The 22718-nt window shown below is 72.3% G+C and carries 18 protein-coding genes; 12 read left to right on the top strand and 6 right to left on the bottom strand.

Features of this window, described 5'->3' with window-relative positions; all coding sequences use genetic code 11:
* Nucleotides 1-36: 36 nt before the first annotated feature.
* The 3 genes from ACFYY1_RS31720 to ACFYY1_RS31710 all read left to right on the top strand — a co-directional run bounded on the left by ACFYY1_RS31720 (nt 37) and on the right by ACFYY1_RS31710 (nt 3470).
* On the top strand, nt 37-1296 hold the full coding sequence (locus ACFYY1_RS31720; protein WP_388591823.1) for a SpoIIE family protein phosphatase: 1260 nt from the start codon (nt 37-39) through the stop codon (nt 1294-1296).
* Nucleotides 1293-2915 carry an ATP-binding protein gene (locus tag ACFYY1_RS31715; protein WP_388591657.1) on the top strand — a complete coding sequence of 541 codons (1623 nt, stop codon included), beginning with the start codon at nt 1293-1295 and terminating at the stop codon, nt 2913-2915. Before ACFYY1_RS31720 ends, ACFYY1_RS31715 begins: the two co-directional genes overlap by 4 nt.
* Nucleotides 2916-3014: 99 nt before the next feature.
* Nucleotides 3015-3470, top strand: coding sequence for an ATP-binding protein (locus ACFYY1_RS31710; RefSeq protein WP_388591655.1), 456 nt, complete (start codon nt 3015-3017; stop codon nt 3468-3470).
* 88 nt (nt 3471-3558) lie between these two features.
* Here ACFYY1_RS31710 and ACFYY1_RS31705 read toward each other — a convergent pair whose 3' ends face one another.
* The gene (locus ACFYY1_RS31705; protein ID WP_388591653.1) at nt 3559-4239 is read right to left on the bottom strand and encodes a (2Fe-2S)-binding protein; all 681 of its coding nucleotides are present in this window, start codon (nt 4237-4239) and stop codon (nt 3559-3561) included.
* A 180-nt stretch (nt 4240-4419) separates the two neighbouring features.
* Between ACFYY1_RS31705 and ACFYY1_RS31700 the strand changes: the two genes are divergently transcribed.
* The gene (locus ACFYY1_RS31700; RefSeq protein WP_388591651.1) at nt 4420-5640 is read left to right on the top strand and encodes a DMT family transporter; all 1221 of its coding nucleotides are present in this window, start codon (nt 4420-4422) and stop codon (nt 5638-5640) included.
* Here ACFYY1_RS31700 and ACFYY1_RS31695 read toward each other — a convergent pair.
* From ACFYY1_RS31695 to eat, 3 genes are all read right to left on the bottom strand, one after another.
* The gene (locus ACFYY1_RS31695; RefSeq protein ID WP_388591649.1) at nt 5610-6992 is read right to left on the bottom strand and encodes a peptidoglycan DD-metalloendopeptidase family protein; all 1383 of its coding nucleotides are present in this window, start codon (nt 6990-6992) and stop codon (nt 5610-5612) included. The two genes, ACFYY1_RS31700 and ACFYY1_RS31695, sit on opposite strands and share 31 nt — an antisense overlap.
* 131 nt (nt 6993-7123) lie before the next feature.
* Nucleotides 7124-7834: a gamma-glutamyl-gamma-aminobutyrate hydrolase family protein gene (locus ACFYY1_RS31690; protein WP_388591647.1), complete on the bottom strand. Its 711-nt coding sequence runs from the start codon at nt 7832-7834 to the stop codon at nt 7124-7126.
* Between the two features lie 112 nt (nt 7835-7946).
* Nucleotides 7947-9416: an ethanolamine permease gene (gene eat / locus ACFYY1_RS31685; RefSeq protein ID WP_388591645.1), complete on the bottom strand. Its 1470-nt coding sequence runs from the start codon at nt 9414-9416 to the stop codon at nt 7947-7949.
* A 313-nt stretch (nt 9417-9729) separates the two neighbouring features.
* Between eat and ACFYY1_RS31680 the strand changes: the two genes are divergently transcribed.
* The 4 genes from ACFYY1_RS31680 (at nt 9730) to ACFYY1_RS31665 (ending at nt 14799) form a co-directional block, all read left to right on the top strand.
* Nucleotides 9730-11094, top strand: a complete 1365-nt coding sequence (locus ACFYY1_RS31680) for a glutamine synthetase family protein (protein ID WP_388591643.1) — start codon at nt 9730-9732, stop codon at nt 11092-11094.
* A 114-nt stretch (nt 11095-11208) separates the two neighbouring features.
* Nucleotides 11209-12597 carry an aldehyde dehydrogenase family protein gene (locus ACFYY1_RS31675; RefSeq protein ID WP_388591641.1) on the top strand — a complete coding sequence of 463 codons (1389 nt, stop codon included), beginning with the start codon at nt 11209-11211 and terminating at the stop codon, nt 12595-12597.
* A gap of 5 nt (nt 12598-12602) precedes the next feature.
* Nucleotides 12603-13388: a 3-oxoacyl-ACP reductase gene (locus ACFYY1_RS31670; protein ID WP_388591639.1), complete on the top strand. Its 786-nt coding sequence runs from the start codon at nt 12603-12605 to the stop codon at nt 13386-13388.
* 85 nt (nt 13389-13473) lie between these two features.
* Entirely contained in the window at nt 13474-14799 is a 1326-nt protein-coding gene (locus ACFYY1_RS31665; RefSeq protein ID WP_388591637.1) for an HAD family hydrolase, read from the top strand.
* A 155-nt stretch (nt 14800-14954) separates the two neighbouring features.
* Here the strand turns inward: ACFYY1_RS31665 and ACFYY1_RS31660 are convergent, their stop codons facing one another.
* Nucleotides 14955-15599, bottom strand: coding sequence for a TetR/AcrR family transcriptional regulator (locus tag ACFYY1_RS31660; RefSeq protein ID WP_388591635.1), 645 nt, complete (start codon nt 15597-15599; stop codon nt 14955-14957).
* A 171-nt stretch (nt 15600-15770) separates the two neighbouring features.
* Between ACFYY1_RS31660 and gndA the strand changes: the two genes are divergently transcribed.
* From gndA to ACFYY1_RS31645, 3 genes are all read left to right on the top strand, one after another.
* Nucleotides 15771-17213: an NADP-dependent phosphogluconate dehydrogenase gene (gene gndA / locus ACFYY1_RS31655; protein ID WP_388591633.1), complete on the top strand. Its 1443-nt coding sequence runs from the start codon at nt 15771-15773 to the stop codon at nt 17211-17213.
* Between the two features lie 168 nt (nt 17214-17381).
* Nucleotides 17382-18467: a Dyp-type peroxidase gene (locus ACFYY1_RS31650; RefSeq protein ID WP_388591631.1), complete on the top strand. Its 1086-nt coding sequence runs from the start codon at nt 17382-17384 to the stop codon at nt 18465-18467.
* Nucleotides 18467-19264, top strand: a complete 798-nt coding sequence (locus ACFYY1_RS31645) for a family 1 encapsulin nanocompartment shell protein (protein ID WP_388591629.1) — start codon at nt 18467-18469, stop codon at nt 19262-19264. The genes ACFYY1_RS31650 and ACFYY1_RS31645 overlap by 1 nt, the downstream gene beginning before the upstream one ends.
* Before the next feature lie 4 nt (nt 19265-19268).
* Here the strand turns inward: ACFYY1_RS31645 and ACFYY1_RS31640 are convergent, their stop codons facing one another.
* The gene (locus ACFYY1_RS31640) at nt 19269-20681 is read right to left on the bottom strand and encodes a M64 family metallopeptidase (protein WP_388591626.1); all 1413 of its coding nucleotides are present in this window, start codon (nt 20679-20681) and stop codon (nt 19269-19271) included.
* A gap of 284 nt (nt 20682-20965) precedes the next feature.
* Here ACFYY1_RS31640 and ACFYY1_RS31635 point away from each other — a divergent pair, with 284 nt between their 5' ends.
* On the top strand, nt 20966-22342 hold the full coding sequence (locus ACFYY1_RS31635; RefSeq protein WP_388591624.1) for a tetratricopeptide repeat protein: 1377 nt from the start codon (nt 20966-20968) through the stop codon (nt 22340-22342).
* The last annotated feature ends 376 nt before the right edge of the window (nt 22343-22718 follow it).

Raw genomic sequence — 22718 nt, 5'->3', positions numbered from 1 at the left:
ATGCGTACGAGGGGGTGCAGTGTGACCGGGCTCCCCATGGGCAGCTCTCCGGCCGGACCCACGCGTTCGGACGCCGTCCCCGTACAGCCGGGTCCTCCCCCGGCCGGCCACGGTTCGGTGTGGGACGTCGATGCCGTGATCCTGCTGGTCGAGGACGATGCCGGCGATGCGCTCCTGGTGGAGGAGATGCTCGCGGACAGCGAGCTGGACTCCGCGCTGACCTGGTGCAAGACGCTGGCGCAGGCGCGCCGTTTCCTGTCCGGGACCCGGACCCCGTGCTGTGTGCTGCTCGATCTGCATCTGCCCGACGTGTTCGGTCTGGACGCCGTCACCCAGCTCGTCGAGTCGGCTCCGGACGCGGCCATCGTGGTGCTGACCGGCCGGGCGGAGTCCGATACGGGCCTGTCGGCCGTGGCCACCGGCGCCCAGGACTACCTCGTCAAGGGACGGCTCGATCCGGAGGCGCTGGGCCGCTCGGTCCGGTACGCCCTCCAGCGCAAGCAGGTCGAGCGGGCGGCGGCGGCGCTGCGCGCCAACCGGCTGATGGCGCAGGAGAACGCCCGCCTCGAACGCGGTCTGCTGCCCGTGCCCCTGCTGCTCGACGACTCCTTCGAGGCGGTCGCGCGGTACGAGCCGGGCCGGGCGCAAGCCCTGCTCAGCGGGGACTTCTACGACGTGGTGCAGACGTCCGACGGCACGGTGCACGCGGTGATCGGCGATGTGTCGGGGCACGGGGCGGCGGAAGCGGCGCTGGGGGTCTGTCTGCGGGTGGCGTGGCGTACGGCGGTGCTGTGCGCGACCGGCCAGCTCGAACAGGTCCGGCTGCTGGAGGAGATCCTCGTCGCCGAGCGCTCCGACCCCCATGTCTTCGCGACCGTCACCTCACTGGCCTTCGCCCCGGACCGGCGCCGGGTGCGGGTGGTGCGGGCCGGGCACCCGGGGCTGCTGCTGCGCAGCGGTGCCCGGGTGAGCTGGGAGGAGCCCGAGCCCGGGATGGCGCTGGGGCTGGTGGCGGGAACGGGGACCGAGCGGTGGAGCGCCTCGGATCTGCCGCTGCCCGGGGACGGCCGCCTCGTGCTGTTCACCGACGGGCTCTTCGAGGGGCGTTCGGGGCCGGACTCCCGGCTGGGCGAGGAGGGGCTGCTCGCCCTGGCCCGGCGGCACGGGGCGCTGGCGGCCCGTGACTTCGTCGACACCCTGGTCGACGAGGCCGCTCGGGCGGCGTCCCCGTACGGCGGTCTCGCGGACGACGTCGCCGTGCTCCACCTGGGCTGGGGACGGAGCGGCCCGCGATGAGCGGCTCCGACGCGTCGCCGGAACCCCGGCCCGGCCCGGCCTCGCGCCTCTCCGTCCAGCGCTGGGTGCACCTGATACTCGCCGTCTTCGTGCTGATCGTCTGCGCCGGTGCGGTCGTCGGTGGTCTGGTGCAGGCCCGGATATCCGACCGCACCACCGAGCTGGTGGACCGCATCCAGCCCGCCCGCTCCGCGTCCTTCCAGTTGCAGAACGCCCTGCTGGACCAGGAGACCGGGGTCCGCGGCTTCGCGCTCACCGGTGATGCGGCCTTCCTGCGGCCGTACGAGGAGGGGAGGCGGGACGAGAGCCTCCGGCTGGCCCGGGTCCGCGCGCTCGTCGGGAACGAGCAGCCCTTCGCCGACGACCTCGACCGGATCGCCGCGGCCGCGCGGGAGTGGCGCGGCCGGCACGCCGAGCCGCTGGTCGCCGCGGTCCGCCGGGACGGTCCGGCGTCCGAGTCCTCCGCCCCGATCCGGCGGAGCAACACCGAGTTCGACACGCTGCGGCGGCTGTACCGGGCCGAGCAGGCCCACCTCGATGCGGCGCGCGACCGCGCCCGCGCCGACCTGGGCGACGCCCGCACCACCCGGGACCGGGTGTACATCGCGTTGGTGGTGGGTTTCCTGGCGGCCGTGGTGGCGTTGGGGCTGCTGCTGCACCGGATGGTGGGACGGCCGCTGAACCGGCTGGCCGCCGCCTCCGACACGGTCCGCTCGGGGGCGTTCGGCAACCGGATCGAGGTCGGCGGACCGTCCGACGTGCGGGCGGTCGCGGCGGCCGTCGAGGACATGCGCCGCCGGATCGTCGGGGAGCTCGCCGAATCCCGGGAGCGCGAGCAGCTGCTGGCGGAGCAGGCCCAGGAACTGCGCCGGTCCAACGCGGAGCTGGAGCAGTTCGCCTATGTCGCCTCGCACGACCTCCAGGAGCCGCTGCGCAAGGTCGCCTCGTTCTGCCGGCTCCTGGAGAAGCGGGCCGCGGCCTCGCTCGACGACCGGGCCCGTCAGTACATCGACTACGCGGTGGACGGTGCGACCCGGATGCAGGTGCTGATCGACGACCTGCTCGCCTTCTCCCGCGTGGGACGGGTGCACGACAAGTGGAAGCCGGTCGGCCTCGACCGGACGCTCGACCGGGCGCTGGCCGATCTCGCGCTGGTCATCGAGGAGTCCGGCGCCACCGTCGTACGGGAGTCCCCGCTGCCCGAGGTGACCGGGGACGCCACGGCACTCTCCATGGTCTGGCAGAACCTGATCGGCAACGCGGTGAAGTTCCGGCGGCCGGACGTGCCGTGCAGGATCACGGTCGAATGCGTCCGGGAGGGCGAGGACTGGCACCTGTGCGTGTCGGACAACGGCATCGGCATCGCCCCGGAGTCCGCGCAGAAGGTGTTCGTCATCTTCCAGCGTCTGCACGGCCGGGACGAGTACGAGGGGACGGGCATCGGCCTGGCGCTCTGCCGGAAGATCGTGGAGTTCCACGGGGGCCGGATCTGGTTGGACGAGGAGACCTCCGAAGGCACCCGGATCCGTTTCACCCTGCCGGTCGCCGCCCCGCCCGCGCGCTCCGCGGCGGAACCGCTCGTCGCGGACACGGCGGCCGCGCGGTGCGGCCATGGCTGAGATCTGCCGGGTTCTTCCCGGAGTGGGACCGTTCGTCGCGGGTAGGCGGACGTCGAGAAGCTGTCACCGGACACCCCTGCGTCGCCCTGGCTGGAGCACATGAACGAACAGGTCACCTCGCGACCGGCCGACTGTCCCTGCCCGGACCGGCCCACCGAGGTTCTGCACAGCGCCGAGGTGTTCGACGGCGAGCCCGGCTGCATCGCGCAGGCCCGCGCGCTGGCCGATCGTTTCCTGGTCCGGCTGGCCGCCGAGTGGCTCGCGGTGTTCGGTGAACGCACCCGCAGCGATCTGCTGCTGGCGGTGAGCGAGCTGGTCACCAACGCCGACCGGTACAGCCAGGGCCCCTATCTGCTGGAGCTGGAGGGCACCGCGGAGCGCGTCAGCGTCACGGTGTACGACTCCAGCACCGCCCTGCCGCTGTTCTACTCACCCGACCCGGAGCGCCCCGGCGGCCACGGCATGGAGATCGTGGTGGCGTTGTGCGACCGGCTGACCGCGGAGCGGGTGCCGGTGGGCAAGCGCATCCGGGCCGAGTTCGAACTGAGCAGCTGAGCTGTGGGGCGGGCGGGACGCCGCCCGCCCCACGACCATGACCGGCCCGGCGCGGGGCTCGGGCGGCCGTACGTGCGGTGGCGGTGGTTCAGCCGCGCTCGAAGACGCAGTCCCCGCACAGGCCACCGGCCGGTGTCCGGTAGTACAGACAGCAGCTGCGCCGGCGGAACGCCGCGTCGTGCGGGGTGCCGGTCTCCCGGAGGTCCGGGTGGTCGAAGAGCTCGGCGACCAGTGCGCGGGCCCGCGCCGCCGCGTCGGGGCGGCGGTGCGTACGCGCCCAGGCCAGGAGCTGGCGCAGGGCTCCGGCCAGGGCGGAGCCGGCATTGCCCCACAGCAGCCGGTCGGACAGCGGACCGTCCCGGTGGACCGCCTCGGCCAGGGGTACGAGATGGCCGTACTGGACGGCTTCGCGGATCGCGCGGGCGGTGCCGGGCAGCGAATCGGTGCCGTCCAGCCACAGGTCGTCGGGGGCCGGGGGTCGCGGGTCCCAGTGGAGGGCGCCGGGCGCGAGGGCGGGGAAGCTGCCGGTCAGTACCGCCGGTCCGAGTGCGACCGACCAGAGCCGGGAGGCCAGCCCCAGGTGCGCGATCGAGGCGGCCACTCTGCGCTCGGCGGTGCCCAGCCGGGCGGCGACCGTGTCGATCCGGGCCGTGAGCGGGGCCTGCTCCCCCGCGTACAGCCGCGCCAGCGGGCAGGGTGCTCCGTGGGGCGGCGCGGTGGCCCGCAGCGCGAAGAATCCGCCCACCGAGGCCGCTGCGGACCCGTCCATCGCACGTGCTCCTCACCGGCGTTCGCCGTAACCCTGCGGGGTGAGGACTCTAAGCCCTCCGAGCGAGAACCACCCTCCGCAGGAGGACACTGGGACCACGGCCGTACTACTGAGGCAGTACGCCGAATTGCCGTCTCAAGGACGACGACGCAGCCGCGTCGAAGGGACATCGTGGTGTACATGAGTTCCCTTGCGCTGTCCGTGCTGCTGTCACTGGTCTCCGCGGTCGCCTACGCGGCCGGGGCGATCGTCCAGGAGCGCGTGGCGACGACCGGCGAAGGCCACTCGCTGGCGCCGCTTCGCAACCGTGTCTGGTGGGCCGCCGTGGCGCTGAACGGCGGGGGCGCGGTGCTTCATGTCGTGGCGCTGGCCTACGGTCCGCTCAGCCTCGTGCAGCCGCTCGGTGCGCTGACCATCGTCTTCGCCCTGCCGATGGCGGCGCTCTTCGTACGCCGCCGGGCGGGAGCCACCGCGTGGCGGGGCGCGATCATGGCGACCGTCGGTCTGGCGGGCCTGCTCGCGCTCACCGGGAACGCCGGTTCACATGCGCTGAACGGCCGGGATCAGCTGATCGTGGCCGGTGTGACACTCGGCGCGGTCGCGCTGCTCGCCCTGGTCTCCGCGGGCGTGCACCGGCCGGTGGTACGGAGCGTGGTCCTGGCCGGGGCGGCGGGCATCGCGTTCGGGATCGCCTCGGTCTTCGTGAAGACGGTGGCGGTGGGGTGGACGTCCGGCGCGGTGGCGGAAGGGCTGCCGGCGCTGCTGGCGATCGCCGGATTCGCGGCCGCCGGGCTGCTGCTCTCCCAGGCCGCGTACCGGGGTGCCGGACTGACCGCACCGCTGGCGACGGTGACCGTGGTGAACCCGGTGATAGCGGCGGTCGTGGGCATCACGATGTTCGACGAGCAGTTCCGGTACGGCACGACCGGGACCGTGCTCGCGCTGGCCTGTGCGGTGGTCGCGGCGGGCGGACTGATCCTGCTCACGACGGAGCGGCTGGGCGCGGAGCACCGGGCCGCGACGACGACGGGCAGCGCGCTCCCGGACGCCGCGGCGGCGGACGGGCACACGGAGGCGCCGGAACCGGCGGCGGAACGGGTCCGCCCGGTCCGCGCACCGGGGGCCACGATGCTCTCCGGGCCCGCACCGGCGGAGCCTGCCGCTTCGGCCGGCCCTTCGACGCCCGCCGGGACCGTCGAGGCGGTCCGGGACACGTTCTCCGCACCGCGTCCGCTGCCGGTGCTGATGCCGCTGGAGTGTCTGGGCCGGGTGACGTTCGGCCTGTCGCCGTCCCCCGGCCCCGAGGAGCAGAGCCCTTCGTCCTCGGGCCCCGCCGAACCCGGTGACGTGGCCGGATCCCAGGGGGCCGTTCAGACCCTGACGCCGCCCGCCCTGAGGTAGGCCAGCGGGTCGATGTCCGATCCGTAGCCGGGACCGGTGCGGATCTCGAAGTGCAGGTGCGGGCCCGTGACGTTCCCGGTGGAGCCCGAGCGCGCGATCCGCTGGCCCGCCGAGACATGGCGGCCCTCACGCACGTGCAGCGCGGACAGGTGCGCGTACTGGCTGTACTTGCCGTCGCTGTGCCGGATGACGACCTGGTAGCCGTACGCCCCGCCCCAGCCCGCCGAGACGACCGTGCCGGAGGCCACCGCCCTGATCGACGTACCGGTCGGGACGGGGAAGTCGACCCCGGTGTGGTAGCCGCTGGCCCAGGAGCCGGACTGGTGGTACGGGGTGCCGATGCCGGCCGCGACGGGGGCGACGAGACCGGCGTGCTGCTCCGCGCGCGGCTTCGGCCGGTGGTTCTCGGTCTTCTTCGGTTGCGGCTTCGGCTTCGGTTGCGGCTTCGTGGTGCTGTGGTGCGGCTTGGGTGTCGCGGTGGTCGGACGGGGCTTCGCCGCCTGGTGCCGCGAGGCGGCCGCCTGCTGTTTCGGTTCGGCGGCCCGGTCCTGGGTCTTCGCCTTCGGACGCTCCGGGGCCGCCGACCGCTGCGGTGCGGTGGACTTCCGGGGCTTCGGCTCTGCCTTCGGCTTCGCCTGCGCGGCTGAGCCCGTCCTCGGCGCACGGGCCGTGTCCAGGCTCAGGCGCTGCCCGGGCAGGATGAGGTCGGGGTCGTCCCCCACGATCTCGCGGTTCTGCGCGTAGAGGTGCTGCCAGCCGCCCCGGACGCGCTCGGTCGCCGCGATCGCGGAGAGCGAGTCGCCGCGTGTCACGGTGTACGACTCGCGTTTGCCGGGCACGGTGGTCGGCGTGGCGGCGGCGGAGGTCCGCTTCGCCGTGGACTTGCCGGAGACGGTCCTGCCCGGGGCGGTCCGGTCCGGAGCCTTCACCTGACTGGTGCGCTGCGACTGCGGGTTGATGTCGGCGGTGTCCGCGCCGCTGGTCAGCCCGGCCTTCGTCGAGCAGCCCGGCCACGCGCCGGGTCCCTGCGCGTCGAGCACCTTCTCGGCGATGGAGATCTGCTCGTCCCGGGTGGCCAGATCGGCGCGCGGGGCGTAGACCGTGCCCCCGTACGCCGCCCAGGTGGACCGGGTGAACTGCAGTCCGCCGAAGTAGCCGTTGCCGCTGTTGATGTGCCAGTCGCCGGTCGACTCGCAGGCGGCGACCTTCTCCCACACGTCCGTCGACGCGGCGCCCGCCGAGGCTGCCGTGAGGAGCGGGAGCGCGAGGCCCGCACCGCCCGCGGTGACCGTGAGCGAGGCACGGTTGATCCGGCTGGGCTGATATCTGCGGTGCCGTCCGTTCGCGGCCATGGCTTGGCTCCCCCACTGACAGTAGGACACGTCGCAAGCGCCCAACTTATGTGCAGGCAAAGGGCGGTGACAAGAGAGCGACCGGACTCACCCGTCACCGCCGACCCAGCGGTCCCGCCGCCGACGAGCTGTCAGGGTACGAACGTGGCGGCGCGGCGCCGGGCCGCCGCGTCCACGAGTGCGGCCATGACCCGGGTGTCGTGGCCCATCTCGGGATGCCACTGGACCCCCAGCACCAGACTTTCGTGGCCGATGAGTTCGACGGCCTCCACGGTGCCGTCGGGTGCGTGGGCGCTCGCGACAAGGCCGCTTCCCAGGCGGTCCACGGCCTGGTGGTGGTAGGCGGGCACCATGTCCGGTTCCGCGACGGCCGCCGCGTACGCCGTGCCGGGAACGGGCGTGACGGGGTGTTCGCAGAAGACACCGGGACCGCCGGTGTGCCCGTCCAGGTGCTGGTGCAGGGTGCCGCCGAGCGCGACGTTGAGCAGTTGCATGCCCCGGCAGATGCCCAGCAGCGGGACGCTCCGGTCGATCGCCGCCTCGATCAGCGCGAGTTCCCACGCGTCGCGTTCGCGGGCCGGCGGACCGGTGCGGGGGTCGGGTGCCTCGCCGTACCTGGCCGGTTCGACATCGGCGCCGCCCGCGATCACCACACCGTCCAGTGCCGCCACTGCCTCCCGGGCCGCTTCGGCGGTGTCGTCGGGCGGCAGCATCACCGCCAGGCCGCCGGCCGCCCGCACCAGGCGCGGGTAGACGTCGGGCAGCAGGACGGCCTGGGTGTCCCAGACACCCCACCGGGCCGGTTCCTGATAGGTGCTGATGCCGATGACGGGCCGGGTCATGGCCGCCTCCTCCGATTGGTCCGCTGTTCGGTCGTGGTGCCGCCACTGCCGCGTACGGGTGCGGCAGCGGCGGTACGGGTGTGTCCGCGACGCCCTTGCGCCGGGGTCCTGTTCAGTCCCGCGCCAGTTCGGCCTCGGCCGCCGCCAGGGCGGCGAACTCCTCCTCCGGGGCGCTCGCGACGAGGCGGTGACGGCTGTAGAAGGCGAAGTAGGCCAGCGCCACCACGTACACACCGAGCGCGATGAACGCGGCGTCCCGGTCCACCAGGAAGGTCGCCACCAGGGCCGAGCATGCCAGCACGAAGGCCACGGACGAGGTGAACGCGCCGCCGGGCGTCCGGTAGGGCCGTTCGAGGTGGGGTTCGCGCCGGCGCAGCACGATGTGGGAGAGCGCCATCAGCGCGTAGCTGATGGTGGCGCCGAAGACGGCGACGTTCAGCATCCGGCCGCCGTTGCCGATCCAGGCGGCCAGTGTGAAGCCGATCGCGCCGGGGATCAGCAGGCCGAGGTAGGGGGACTTGCGACGGTTGGTCAGCGAGAGGAAGCGCGGCAGGTAGCCGGCCCGGGAGAGCGCGAACAGCTGGCGGGAGCCGGCGAAGATCAGCGAGAAGAACGAGGCCACCAGGCCCGCCAGGCCCGCGTAGTTGACGAAGCGGCTCAGGCCGGTGGGGCCGCCCTTGCCCTCCAGCGCGACCACGAGGGGGTTGCCCGCCTCCTGGATGGCCTTCGCGCCCTGCGCGCCGGTGGCGGAGAGGAAGGTGAGCACCGCGAGGCCCACCAGCACGGTCAGCGAGATGGCCAGTGCCCTCGGCATCGACCTGACCGGGTCCTTGGCCTCCTCGGCGGCGAGCGGCACGCCCTCGACGCCCAGGAAGAACCACATGCCGAAGGGGAAGGCGGCCCAGATGCCGAGCAGCCCGAAGGGCAGCCAGGACGAGGAGCCGAGTGCGCCGGTGTCCACCGGGATGTCGTTGAGGCGGTCGGCGTCGAAATCGGTGAACGCGCCGATGGCGAAGATCAGCAGGGCGGCCACGGCGACGGCGGTCACGATCAGGCTGAACCGGAGTGCCTCGCCGACGCCCCAGAGGTGGATCCCGATGAAGACCGCGAAGCAGGCGAGATAGACGGGCCAGCCGGAGGTGAGCCCGAACAGGCCGAGGGATTCCACGTAGTCACCGATGAACAGCGAGATGGCGGCGGGGGCGAGGATGTACTCGATGAGAATGGCCGTACCGGTCAGGAAGCCGCCCCAGGTGCCCAGGGCGCGGCGCGCGAAGCCGTAACCGCCGCCCGCGGTGGGCAGGATGGCGGAGAGTTCGGCCAGCGCGAAGACGAGGCACGCGTACATCAGGCCCATCAGCACGGTGGCCGCGGCGAGCCCGCCGAATCCGCCCTTGGACAGGCCGATGTTCCAGCCGGAGTAGTCGCCGGACACCACGTAGGCGACGCCGAGTCCGGTCAGCAGGAGCCAGCCCGCGCTGCCCCGGCGCAGCGTTCGGCGGTGCAGGTACTCGTCCTCGCCGGTCACCAGGCCGGCCGTGCCGCCGGGTGGGCTGGTGGGTGTGTCGGTTCCCTGGGCCATGGGGCGCTCCAGATGTGTGTCGACGGCGCTGCGTCGAGGCGTGGCAGGCGAAAGGGCACGTCAAGGGTTCACATTCAAAGGTTCATCGGCACACCTTTATGGAACGCCAGGTGAAACACAAGGGGCGCGCGTTAAACAGTGGTTACGTGTGTGCGCCGCGCTCGCGACAAACGCACCGGGTGCTTCCGAGGCGAGGATTCACCGTCAGGCTCCAGGCGCCTGCCGAGGATTCGCCGCCACTGCCGGACCCTCTTCCCAAGCAATGGTTCCCTGTCATACCTTATGGATCTCGGTGCACCCAAGGAGGAATCCCGTGGCAGACCGCAAACCCCCGCTCGCCGTCGAGGAGCTGCGCTCGCTCGTCGCGAACGGGGCCATCGACACCGTCGTCCTGGCCTTTCCCGATATGCAGGGCCGGCTCCAGGGAAAGCGGTTCGCCGCCGGGTTCTTCCTCGACGAGGTTCTGGAGCACGGTACCGAGGGCTGCAACTATCTGCTGGCCGTCGACACCGACATGAACACCGTCGACGGCTACGCGATGTCCTCCTGGGAGCGCGGCTACGGCGACTTCGCCATGGTCCCGGACCTCGAAACCCTGCGGCTGCTGCCCTGGCACGAGGGCACCGCGATGCTCGTCGCCGACCTCGCCTGGAACGACGGCGGCCCGGTCGTCGCCGCCCCGCGCCAGGTGCTGCGCCGGCAGCTGGACCGGCTGGCCGGCCTCGGCTACCGCGCCCAGGTGGGCACGGAGCTGGAGTTCATCGTCTTCAAGGACACCTACGAGCAGGCCTGGGACCGCGGCTACCGCGGGCTGACCCCGGCCAATCAGTACAACATCGACTACTCCATCCTCGGCACCGGCCGCGTCGAACCCCTGCTGCGCCGCATCCGCAACGAGATGCAGGCGGCCGGGCTGACCGTCGAGTCGGCCAAGGGCGAGTGCAACCTCGGCCAGCACGAGATCGCCTTCCGCTACGACGAGGCGCTGGTCACCTGCGACCAGCACGCGATCTACAAGACGGGCGCCAAGGAGATCGCCGCGCAGGAGGGCGTCTCGCTCACCTTCATGGCCAAGTACGACGAGCGCGAAGGCAACTCCTGTCACATCCACCTCTCGCTCACCGACGCCAACGGTGACAACGCGATGGCGGGTCACGGCCCGGACGGCATGTCCCGCCTGATGCGGCACTTCCTCGCCGGGCAGCTCGCCGCCCTGCGTGACTTCTCCCTGCTGTACGCACCGAACATCAACTCCTACAAGCGGTTCCAGCCCGGCTCCTTCGCCCCGACCGCCGTCGCCTGGGGCCACGACAACCGCACCTGCTCCCTGCGCGTGGTGGGCCACGGCCGCTCCCGCCGCTTCGAGAACCGGCTGCCCGGCGGGGACGTCAATCCGTACCTCGCCACCGCCGGACTGGTCGCCGCGGGCCTGTACGGCGTGGAGCACGAGCTGGAGCTGCCGGAGGTCTGCACGGGCAACGCCTACACCGCCGAGTACGAGCAGGTGCCGACCACCCTGCGCGAGGCCGCCGATCTGTGGGAGGCCAGCCCCATCGCCAAGGAGGCGTTCGGCGAGGAGGTCGTCGCGCACTATCTCAACATGGCGCGTGTCGAACTCACCGCGTACGACGCCGCCGTGACCGACTGGGAGCTGCGCCGCTCGTTCGAGCGCCTGTGACCTCCGTCCCGTCCCGCACGTCGCCCCGCACGCCCGTGACGCCGTCACGTCCCGCACGTCGCCCCGCACGCCCTTGACGCCCTCACGTCCCTCACCCCCGATCGAGGCCCGTACGTGTCCCACCAGTCAGCACCGCACAGCCTGGACGTCCTGAACCCGGCCACCGCCGAAATCATCGCCACCGTCCCGGCCGCCACCGCCGCCGATGTCGACGCGGCCGTCGCCCGCGCCGCCACCGCCCAGCGCGCCTGGGCCGCGGCCGCCCCCGCCGACCGCGCCCGGCTGCTGCGCCGGTTCGCCGCCACCGTCGACGAACACATCGAGGAACTGGCCCTGCTGGAGGTCCGGGAAGCCGGACACACCATCGGCAACGCCCGCTGGGAGGCGGGCAATGTCCGCGACCTCCTCGACTACTGCGCGGGCGGCGTCGAACGCCTGCTTGGCCGGCAGATCCCGGTGGCCGGCGGCATCGACTTCACCGTCCTGGAACCGCTCGGCGTCATCGGGGTCATCGCCCCCTGGAACTTCCCGATGCCGATCGCCGCCTGGGGCGCGGCCCCGGCGCTCGCCGCCGGCAACGCCGTACTGCTCAAGCCCGCCGAGACCACCCCGCTGACCGCGCTGCGCCTGGCCGAACTCGCCCTGGAGGCGGGGCTGCCCGGCGGGCTGTTCCAGGTGCTGCCGGGCGAGGGGCCGGTGGCCGGCGGCGCCCTGGTGGACCACCCCGGCGTGGCCAAGATCGTCTTCACCGGCTCCACGCGGACCGGCAAGCACATCATGACCCGCTGCGCCGAACGCGTGAAGCGCCTCACCCTGGAGCTCGGCGGCAAGAGCCCCAACGTCGTCTTCGCCGACGCCGACCTGGAGGCCGCGGCGGCCGCCGCCCCGATGTCCTTCCTGGACAACGCGGGCCAGGACTGCTGCGCCCGGACCCGCATCCTGGTCGAGCGCTCGGTCCACGACCGCTTCCTCGATCTGCTGGCACCGGCCGTCGCCGCCGTGGTGGTCGGCGACCCCTCGGACGAGAAGACCCAGATGGGTCCGCTGATCTCGGCCGTCCAGCGGGAGCGTGTGAGCGGGTTCGTGGATGCCCTGCCCGACGGCGTACGGACGATCCTGGGCTCGGCGCCCGACGGCCCCGGGTTCTGGTACCCGCCGACCGTCCTCGCCGGGGTGTCGCCGGATGCCCCGGTCGCCGTCGACGAGGTCTTCGGGCCGGTCGCCGTGGTGCTGCCGTTCGACGACGAGGCGGACGCCGTACGGCTGGCGAACGCCACGGAGTACGGTCTGGCCGGGTCGGTCTGGACGCGAGACGTGGCCCGTGCCCTGCGGGTCGGCCAAGGGCTGCGGGCCGGGAACCTCTCGGTCAACTCGCACTCCAGCGTCCGCTACGCCACCCCCTTCGGCGGTTACAAACAGTCCGGGCTGGGCCGCGAGCTCGGCCCCGACGCACTCGCCGCCTTCACCGAAACCAAGAACATCTTCATCAGCACGGAGGCCTGAGCACCATGACCGACACCACCGCTGTCTGCCGCCGCCTGGTCGGCCGCACCGCCGTAGTCACCGGAGCCGGGAGCGGCATCGGACTGGCCACCGTCCGGCGCCTGGCCGCCGAGGGCGCGCACGTGGTCTGCGCCGATGTGGACGAGGCGAGCGGCAAGGCCGCCGCCGAGGAGGTCGACGGCCTCTTCGTACGTACCGACGTCACGGACGCCGAGCAGGTCGAGGCCCTGTTCAAGGCCGCCTTCGACACCTACGGCTCGGTCGACGTCGCGTTCAACAACGCGGGGATCTCGCCGCCCGAGGACGACTCGATCCTGGAGACCGGCCTCGAAGCCTGGCGGCGGGTGCAGGAGGTCAACCTCACCTCCGTGTACCTGTGCTGCAAGGCCGCCATCCCGTACATGCGGCGCCAGGGCAAGGGCTCCATCATCAACACGGCCTCCTTCGTGGCCCGGATGGGCGCCGCCACCTCCCAGATCTCCTACACGGCCTCCAAGGGCGGCGTGCTGGCCATGTCGCGCGAACTCGGTGTGCAGTTCGCCCGGGAGGGCATCCGGGTCAACGCACTGTGCCCCGGCCCGGTCAACACCCCGCTGCTCCAGGAGCTGTTCGCCAAGGACCCGGAGCGGGCCGCTCGCAGGCTGGTGCACATCCCGGTCGGCCGGTTCGCCGAACCCACCGAGATGGCGGCCGCCGTGGCCTTCCTGGCCAGCGACGACTCCTCGTTCGTCAACGCCACCGACTTCCTGGTCGACGGCGGGCTCACCGGCGCCTACGTCACACCTCTCTAGGCCGGTGCGGACGGGGGGCGGGGGCGTTCCGTCCCCCCGTCCCCCCGTCCTCGGCGACCGCCCACACCACAGGAGGGTCCCCAGCGTGCCCGTACCCCGTCCCGCACTCCGGTCCGCCCGGCGCTCCGCCGCGCGGCTCGCCGCCACCGCGCTCGCGCTGGCGGCTGCCCTGGCCGCCCTCACCGCACCCGCCGGAGCCCACGACCGCCCGGGACCCGGCCGTCCCTGCCCACAACTGACCGTGTCGACCGGCTGGTACGGGGCCAACCAGGCCCGGATCCAGCGGCTCATCGACCGTCACGGGAGCTGCTCGCCGCTCCACCGCGACGGCCACGCCGCGCCGGTGGCGGTCTTCGACTGGGACAACACCGTCATCAAGAACGATGTCGGCGACGCCACCATGTTCTGGCTGCTGCGCAACTCCCGGATCCGGCAGCCCGAGCACGGCGACTGGCGCACCACCAGCCGCTACCTCACGGACTCGGCGGCCGATGCGCTGCGCGCCGCCTGCCCGGACGGCACCGGCCTCCACCGCACCCTGCCGACCGCGACCGACACGGCCTGCGCCGACGAGATCCTCTCGGTCTACAGCGAGGCCACCACCACCGCGGGGCAGGACGCCTTCGCCGGATACGACCGGCGCACGATGGAACCCGCGTACGCCTGGCTGGCGCAGCTCACCCACGGCTGGACGGCCGCACAGGTGCGCTCCTTCGCCGCCGCGGCGCGCGCCGAGAACCTGGCCGCCCCCGTGGGCGCCACCCAGCAGGTCGGCAGCACCACCGACGCCACCGGCTACATCCGCTACTACGAGCAGCAGCGCGACCTGATCCGCACACTGCGCCGCGCCGGATTCGACGTATGGATCGTCTCCGCGTCGCCGCAGCCCGTGGTCGACGTCTGGGCCCGGGGTGTCGATGTCGCACCCGGGAACGTGATCGGGATCCGGTCCACCACCAAACAGGGCCGCTACACCTCGCATCTGAGCGCCTGCGGCACCGCGCGCCCCGGCGACGACTCGCAGATCACCTACATCGACGGCAAGCGCTGCTGGATCAACAAGGAGATCTTCGGCGTGCGCGGTGCGGACGCCTCCCGGGTGCAGGATCCCTCGATGCGGCCGGTGTTCGCCGCCGGGGACTCCGACACGGATGTGTCGATGCTCCGTGACGCGACCGGTCTGCGGCTGGCCCTCAACCGCAACAAGGCCGAGCTGATGTGCCGTTCGTACGACGACGCGGACGGCACCTGGCTGGTCAATCCCATGTTCATCGGGCCGAAGGGACGGATGACCGGCGTCTATCCGTGTGCCACCACCGGCTACACCGCGTCGGACGGGACCTCCCGGCCCGTGCTCCGCGGTGACGGCAGTGTGATTCCCGATCAGTACGACACCGTCTTCGCGGGCTGACGCCCGGTACACGCAGTCCGACCGGTACATGTGGATGCCGGGGTGGCCGGATCCGGCCGGTGACGCCGAGGACAGAGTGGCGCCCCGCGTGGTCCGGCACCAGACCTTTGACACAAGGGCTACGTGAATTATTGCCAAGTCGCAAGCAATAGAAGTCAATTCAAAGGTGCAGGAGGCGAGGTTCGCGGACAGGGCGCCTTCTCGCCCGCCTCTTCGTCCGCCTTCTCGTCCGTCGCGGACGGCCAGTGCTCCAGCAGGAAGTGCAGGGCCTCGACGGACCGCTCCCAGGACGCCTGCACGTCGCGGGGCGCGCCGAAGCCGCCGCTCGCCTCCAGGGCGCAGTAGCCGTGGAAGGTACTGCGCAACAGCCGTACCGCGTCCGTGAGATCGGGCTCGGCAAGGCCGTAGGCGCGCAGCATCGCACCCGTGGTCTCGATGGTGCGGTGGTACGCGGTGGACCGCGCGACGATCTCGGGGTCGACCCGCATCTGGGTGGCCTCGTACCTCCCGGGCCGCTCCAGCGCGAAGGCCCGGTAGGCGTCGGCGAACCCGACCAGGGCGTCCTTCCCGGCCCGGCCCGCCACGGCGTCGGAGATGCGGTCGATGAACTCCTCTGCGGCCAGCAGCGCGACCCGCGTGCGCAGGTCGTGCAGATTCCTGACGTGCGAGTACAGGCTGGCGTCCTTGACCCCGAAGCCGCGGGCCAGCGCGGAGATCGTGACCTTGTCGAAGCCGATGGAGTCGGCCAGATCGGCCGCCGCCTCCACCACGCGTTCGGTCGTGAGTCCCGCGCGAACCATCCGCCACCTCCACCATCACCTGCCTAGACATACTAGGCAGCTCGCTAATATACACAGGTTCGACCATCCGGACGATGCCGGGCAGGCCGTTCCCGCACCCCGTATCCATACTGAAGATCCCGGCATTCCTGAAGATCCCGGCATCCCCGAGACAGATTGCTGAGCACACAGATGAGCGGCACCGCACAGATCGGCGTCACAGGGCTCGCGGTCATGGGCCGCAACCTCGCCCGCAACTTCGCCCGCAACGGATTCACGGTCGCGTTGCACAACCGGACGACCGCGAAGACGGACGCGCTGGTCGAGGAGTTCGGCGACGAGGGGTCCTTCGTTCCCGCGCACACCCCGCAGGAGTTCGTCGCGGCGCTGGAACGTCCGCGCAGGCTCGTCATCATGGTGAAGGCGGGCGATCCCACCGATGCCGTGATCCAGGAGTTCGCCCCGCTCCTCGAAGAGGGCGACGTCATCATCGACGGCGGCAACGCCCACTTCGAGGACACCCGCAGGCGGGAGAAGGACCTGCGCGGGCGCGGGATCCACTTCGTCGGCGTCGGCATCTCGGGCGGCGAGGAGGGCGCGCTGAACGGTCCGAGCATCATGCCGGGCGGTTCGGCCGAGTCGTACGAGTCGCTGGGGCCGCTGCTGGAGCGGATCGCCGCCAAGGCGAAGGACGGGACCCCGTGCACCACCCACATCGGACCCGACGGGGCCGGCCACTTCGTGAAGATGGTCCACAACGGCATCGAGTACGCGGACATGCAGCTGATCGCGGAGGCGTACGACCTGCTGCGCTCCGTGGCCGGCTACTCCCCCGCGAAGATCGCCGAGACCTTCCGCGGCTGGAACACCGGCCGGCTGGACTCGTATCTGATCGAGATCACCGCCGAGGTTCTCGCCCACACCGACGCGGCCACCGGGAAACCCTTCGTGGACATCGTGCAGGACCGGGCCGAGCAGAAGGGCACGGGCCGCTGGACGGTGCAGGTCGCCCTGGACCTGGGGGTGCCCGTCTCGGGCATCGCGGAAGCCGTCTTCGCCCGTTCGCTCTCCGGCCACGCCGATCTGCGGGAGGCGGCGCGGGAGCTGCCGGGTCCGTCACCGGCGCCGCTCGGCGAGGAAGCGGCCGCCGCCTTCGCCACCCGGGTGGAGCAGGCCCTGTACGCGTCCAAGATCGTCTCGTACACACAGGGCTTCCACCAGATCCGGGCGGGCAGCGAGGCGTACGACTGGAAGATCGACCTCGGTGCGGTGGCGGCGATCTGGCGGGCCGGCTGCATCATCCGGGCCGCGTTCCTGGACCGGATCCGGGCGGCCTACGACGCCCGTCCGGACCTGCTGAGCCTGCTGTCCGACCGGCAGTTCGCCGAGGAGATCGGCGCGGCCCAGGACGACTGGCGCGCAGTGGTCGCCGAAGCCGTCCGACAGGGGGTGCCGACACCGGGTTTCGCCGCCGCGCTCGCGTACTACGACGGGCTGCGCGCCGACCGGCTGCCCGCGGCCCTCACCCAAGGGCAGCGCGACTTCTTCGGCGCGCACACCTACCGCCGCACCGACCGCGAGGGTTCCTTCCACACGCTGTGGGGCGGCGACCGGTCGGAGGTCGTCGCGGGCTGACGCGCGGACGGCGGGGGCGGTCCGCCGGCCCGCCCTCGCGGTCGCCCGGCCGGGTGGCCCCGGTTGCGGCCCCGCCGTGGCCGTGGATAAGTGGCAACGGACCCCCACCCCCATCCGCGTCTCAAAGCCACCGTCCCTTCCCGACGTCGCCGCCCCTGGAGCACTCCCATGCCCGACGCCACCACGGAGCCGGATCCGGATCCGGCCGCGGCCCAGCCCGTGGTCGCCCCGCTGACCAGCGCCGCGCTCATCCTGGTCGCCACGATCGAGCCCGGTGGCGAGCCCGCCGTGCGCGAGGTGCTGCCCGATCTCGCGGCCTTCGCCCGTTCCATCGGGTTCCGGTTCCCCGACGCCGGCCTGGCCTGTGTGACCGGCATCGGGTCCGGCGCCTGGGACCGGCTGTTCGACGGGCCGAGGCCGAAGCAGCTCCACCCGTTCCAGGAACTCCACGGTGCCCGCCACCACGCGCCCGCCACCCCGGGGGACCTGCTGTTCCACATCCGGGCCGAGCGGATGGACGTGTGCTACGAGTGGGCGACGCAGCTGCTCGATCGGCTCGGCGGGGCGGTGACCGTCGTCGACGAGACGCAAGGGTTCCGCTACTTCGACCACCGGGACCTGCTCGGATTCGTCGACGGCACGGAGAACCCGGTGGGCACGGACGCCGTCTCGGCGGCCCTGGTGGGCGCCGAGGATCCCGCGTTCGCGGGCGGCAGTTACGTCATCGTGCAGAAGTACCTGCACGACCTCACCTCGTGGAACGCGCTGAGCACCGAGGAACAGGAGCGGGTCATCGGCCGTACGAAGTTCGACGACATCGAGTTCGCCGACGACGTCAAGCCCGCCGACTCGCACATCGCCCTCAACACGATCACCGACCCGGACGGCACGGAGCGCGACATCCTTCGGGCCAACATGCCGTTCGGCAGCTTCGGACAGGGCGAGTTCGGCACGTACTTCATCGGCTACGCGGCCGATCCCGGCGTCACCGAGCAGATGCTCCGCAACATGTTCCTCGGCAGTCCGCCCGCCACCCACGACCGCATTCTCGACTTCTCGACCGCGGTCACCGGCACCCTCTTCCACGCCCCCAGCGCCGACTTCCTCGGCGCCCCGCCGCCTCCGCCCTCCTCCGCCGGGACCGACACCGTGCTGGAGCCCGCGTCCGCGCCGGTACCGGCGAACGCCTCGGTCCCGGCCGCCCCTGCCGACGCTTCGCTGCACATCGGCAGCCTGCAAGAAAGCGCCCAGTGATGAACAATCTGCACCGCGAACTCGCCCCGGTCACGGAAGCCGCCTGGGATCAGATCGAAGAAGAGGCCCGGCGCACCTTCAGTCGCCATGTGGCGGGCCGCCGGGTCGTCGACGTCACCGGCCCGGACGGGCCCGAACTGGCGGCCATCGGCGACGGTCATCTGCGCGACATCGATCCGCCCGCTCCCGACGTCGTCGCACGGGCCCGCACCTCGGTGCCGGTCATCGAGTGGCGCGTGCCCTTCACGGTCACCCGGTCGGCCGTGGACGATGTCGAGCGCGGTTCGGACGACAGCGACTGGCAGCCCGTCAAGGATGCCGCCCTCACCTGTGCGTTCGCGGAGGACATGGCGATCATCGACGGGTACGCGTCGGCCGGGATCACCGGGCTCAGGGACGGCTCCTCGCACTCGCCGTTGGCTCTGCCCGCCGATGCCCGGGACTATCCGGCCACCGTCAGCCAGGCGCTGACGCAGCTGCGGCTGTCAGGTGTCGACGGTCCGTACCGGCTGCTGCTGGGCGCCGACGCGTACACCGAGGCCACCGAGACCTCCGACCACGGGTATCCGGTCGCCACCCATCTGGCCCGGCTGCTCGACGACCAGATCCTGTGGGCGCCCGCGGTCACGGGCGGGGTGCTGCTGTCCACCCGGGGCGGCGACTTCGAACTGCGCCTGGGCCAGGACCTGTCGATCGGCTATCAGGACCACGACGCGACGAGCATCCGGCTCTACTTCCATCAGGCGTTCACCTTCCGGATGCTGACGCCGGAGGCCGTGGTCCCGATCATCGCCTGAGTGGCTACCGCCCGTGTCCGGTCGCCCTGACGTTCCAGGTCAGGGTGTCGGTGGCCAGGGCGCGGACGGCGGGGTCGCGGATGGCGTCCGTACGGTCCACGGCCTCGGCGGTCACCCGGTGGCCGCGACCGTCCGCGCGGACGCCGAGCGCTGCCGGGGTGACAGCGGTCCTCCCTCGGGCGGACACCGTCTCGACGCCGTCCACGTACCAGCGCAGCTCGGTCCTGGCGAGACCGGTGGCGACACCGGGGCGGTTCGGGTGCGTGCCGGCGACAGCGCTGCCGAGGTCCGCCAGGTTCACGGCGATCCGCCGGCCCGGCCCGACGGCGACGCCGGTGTCGACCGTGCTGCTCAGTGTGTTGCCCGCGCGGTAGAACCCGGCGATCATCGCCTCGCGCCCCGGCAGGTTGAACTCGGTGTTGCTCAGCTCCCGCATGATCGACGAATCGGTGGGGCGGTTGAGCCCGAGCGGGTAGTAGGCGCTGCCCTCGAACGTACCGACCGTGCCGCCCGCGGGATCGGAACGGCCCAGCCAGCGGTACCACTTGGCCTGCTTCTCGGTGAGCTGCGCGGCCGAGTAGGTGGTGGAGTTGATGCCGCCCGGCTCGCCGCCGGTCCACGTCCCGTACTCGGGATAGGTGTACTCGTCGTCCAGCAGGCCGACCGAGTGCCCTATCTCGTGGGCGGCGATCAGGCTGGACGAGGCGTGGTCGGAGGAGAGGGTGGAGACCCCGTTGAACGGATGGCCCTCTGCCTGGAGCCCGGAGTAGCCCGCGCCTCCGTACTTGGTGGAGTTGGCGATGACGACCACGAGGTCGGCGGCGGGGGCCTGCGCCGCGTACGCGGCCACCTTGTCGATGTCGGTACAGATCAGCCGCTCGATGTCGGAGCACCAGAAGTAACTGCCGAGCGCGGTGTCCCTGACGGTGTCCGGACCGGGATCGCCGCTGATGCCGGACTCGTTGGAGACCGCGTCGACGGTCCACACGTTGAACAGGCCCTGGTAGCTCCTGTACGGCTCCAGCGCGGTGATGTCTGCCCACTTGGCGGTGGCGTCGGCGTGGAAGTCGTCCTGCTGGTCCGCCGTGTAGCCGTCACCGATGATCACGATGTCCAGCCGGTCGTCGGACGGACCGGTCACCGCCTGCTCGCCCACCGTGCCGTCGGCCGCGGTCTCCGCCGCGCTCAGCGGCGACGCGGTTGCGCCCTTCCGGGCGGGGGCACCGACGGGGACCTCGACCGTGCGGCCCGAGCCGCCCGGATCGGGGAAGTACTCGACGGCCACGCGGCGGTCACCGCCGGCATCCGTGACGGCGGCCGAGGCCGGTGCGGTGGCGGCGGTCGCCGCCAGGAGGCCGGCGAGGGCGAGCCCCGCCACAGCTCCTGCCGTGCGGCGCGCGTGGGGGCGTCTGCGCATGAACAACTCCTTCTGGTCCGTGGGAACTTGAAACGAATCACGGGTACGCGCGAGCCCTCGCGGGTACGTGCGAGCGCTCACGGGTCTCGCAGGGACTCGTCGGGGACTCACAGGGCACGACCACCACATAACCCATGAGTTAATTCGACTTAACGCGATGCTTAACCTAGAGCTGGACGGGTCCTCGAACAAGGCCCAGGCGCCCGGTGGTTGAGGTTCACAACCGGGCATTTACGATGCATGGACCGCATTTCGGAGCGGGGCGAGGCGGAAGGGGCGGTGCGATGGACGAGGGGCGCGCAGCGAGAAGGGGCGCAGGGCCGGCCGACGACCCCGGCGCCGTCGGCCGCCGGGTCCAACGGCTGCGCACCGAACGCGGCCTGACGCAGCGGCAGCTGGCGGAGCCCGCCTACACCCCCGCCTACATCTCCACGCTGGAAGCCGGCCGGGTACGCCCCTCGGAAGCTGCCGTACGCCACCTCGCGGACCGGCTCGGCGTCACGTACGACGAGCTGGCGACGGGGCGCCCCGCCCATCTCGCGACCGGTCTGCGGCTCAGACTTGTCGAGGCCCAGCGGACCCTGGCCACCGGAGCCGCCGAGGACGCCGCGGGCGCCTATGCCGCTCTGCTCGCCGAGGCCGTCCGGCACGGGCTCGACGACGAACGCGCCGCGGCAACGCTCGGGCTGGGCCACTGCGCACTGGAGACGGGCGATCTGCCCGCGGCCCGCGAGCACTTCGAGGCGGCGGAGAGGCAGCTCGCCGACGCCCCGCTCCCCCGGCGTGCCCCGGCCGTCCGGGGCAGGGCGGTCGCACACCTCCTGGCCGGCGAACTCCGGTACGCCTGCTACCTGTTGGAGAGCGCGATCGACGAGCTCAACACCTCCGGCCTCCAGGACCCGGGTGCGCTCCTGCTGCTGTACACGGCCGCGATCGCCCCGTACATGGACATGGGCGCGCACGCCCGCGCCGCCCAGGCGGGTGAGCTGGCGCTGGCCCTCGCGCCACAGGTGTCCGATCCGGAGCTGGTCGCCGGACTGCACCGGAGCGTCGCCCGTACGCTCATAGCGGCGGGCCGCACCGCGGAGGCGGACGCCTCGCTGGCCCGGGCGGCCGAGATCTACCAGCAGCTACAGATCCGTACGGAGCTCGCGCACTGCCACTGGATGCGCGGCTACGTACACGCGCAGGACGGCGACCTGTCCGGCGCGGAGGCCGAACTGCGCGCCGCCCGCGACATGCTGGCGTCCAAGCGCGCCGCCCTGTACACGGCCCAGGTCGAGGTGGAGCTGGCCGATGTGCTGCGCCGGGGCGGCAGGACCGCCGAGGCCCGGGAGCTCCTGCACAGACTCCTCGGCGAACTGCACCCGGAACGGGGGTCGGTCCACGCGGGCGGAGCGCATCGGCTGCTGGGCCTGATCCACGAGGAACGGGGCGAGCTCGATTCGGCCGAAGAGCACTACGTCACCGCACTGGCCCTGCTGGAACGGGCGGGTGCCGCCGGGGATCTCGCGGACATCTGCCGACTGCTGGGCGATCTGCTGCGGCGGATGGGCCGGACCGAGGCGGCGATGGACGCCTACCGGACCGGGCTCGGCCATCGGGCCTCACCCGGCAGCACCACGCTGGGCCCGGCACCGGTCCGCCCACCCACGGCCTGAGCCCGGTCGGGTGGCCGGGCCGCCCGACCCGTCGGCACCGGTCCGCGCCCGGGTGAACGCCGCCTTGCTCCCCGCCGTCACCAGCCCCGCTGGGGTGCGGGCTCCGGTACCGGCTCGGGGCGTGGTTCGGGCGGCTGCGGGATCGGGTCCGGCGCCGGGCCGGGCGGGACGGGGCCGGGTGGCGGAGGCGGCGGCTCCGGCAGCGGCGACGGCGGCCCGGGCATCGGTCCGGGGGTGGGCGCCGGCGGCACGGGGTCGGGGTACGGGTTCGTCATCGGGGAGCCTCCGAACGGTTCGGGTGGATCTGTGTCCACCGTCTCCCGGAGCGGCGGCCCGCGCCTGGTGAGTCCGGGCCCGCGGGTTCGGGATGACCGGC

The organism is Streptomyces sp. NPDC001890, assembly GCF_042891445.1.
GTDB lineage: Bacteria > Actinomycetota > Actinomycetes > Streptomycetales > Streptomycetaceae > Streptomyces.
This window is presented reverse-complemented; position numbering and strand designations above follow the sequence as displayed.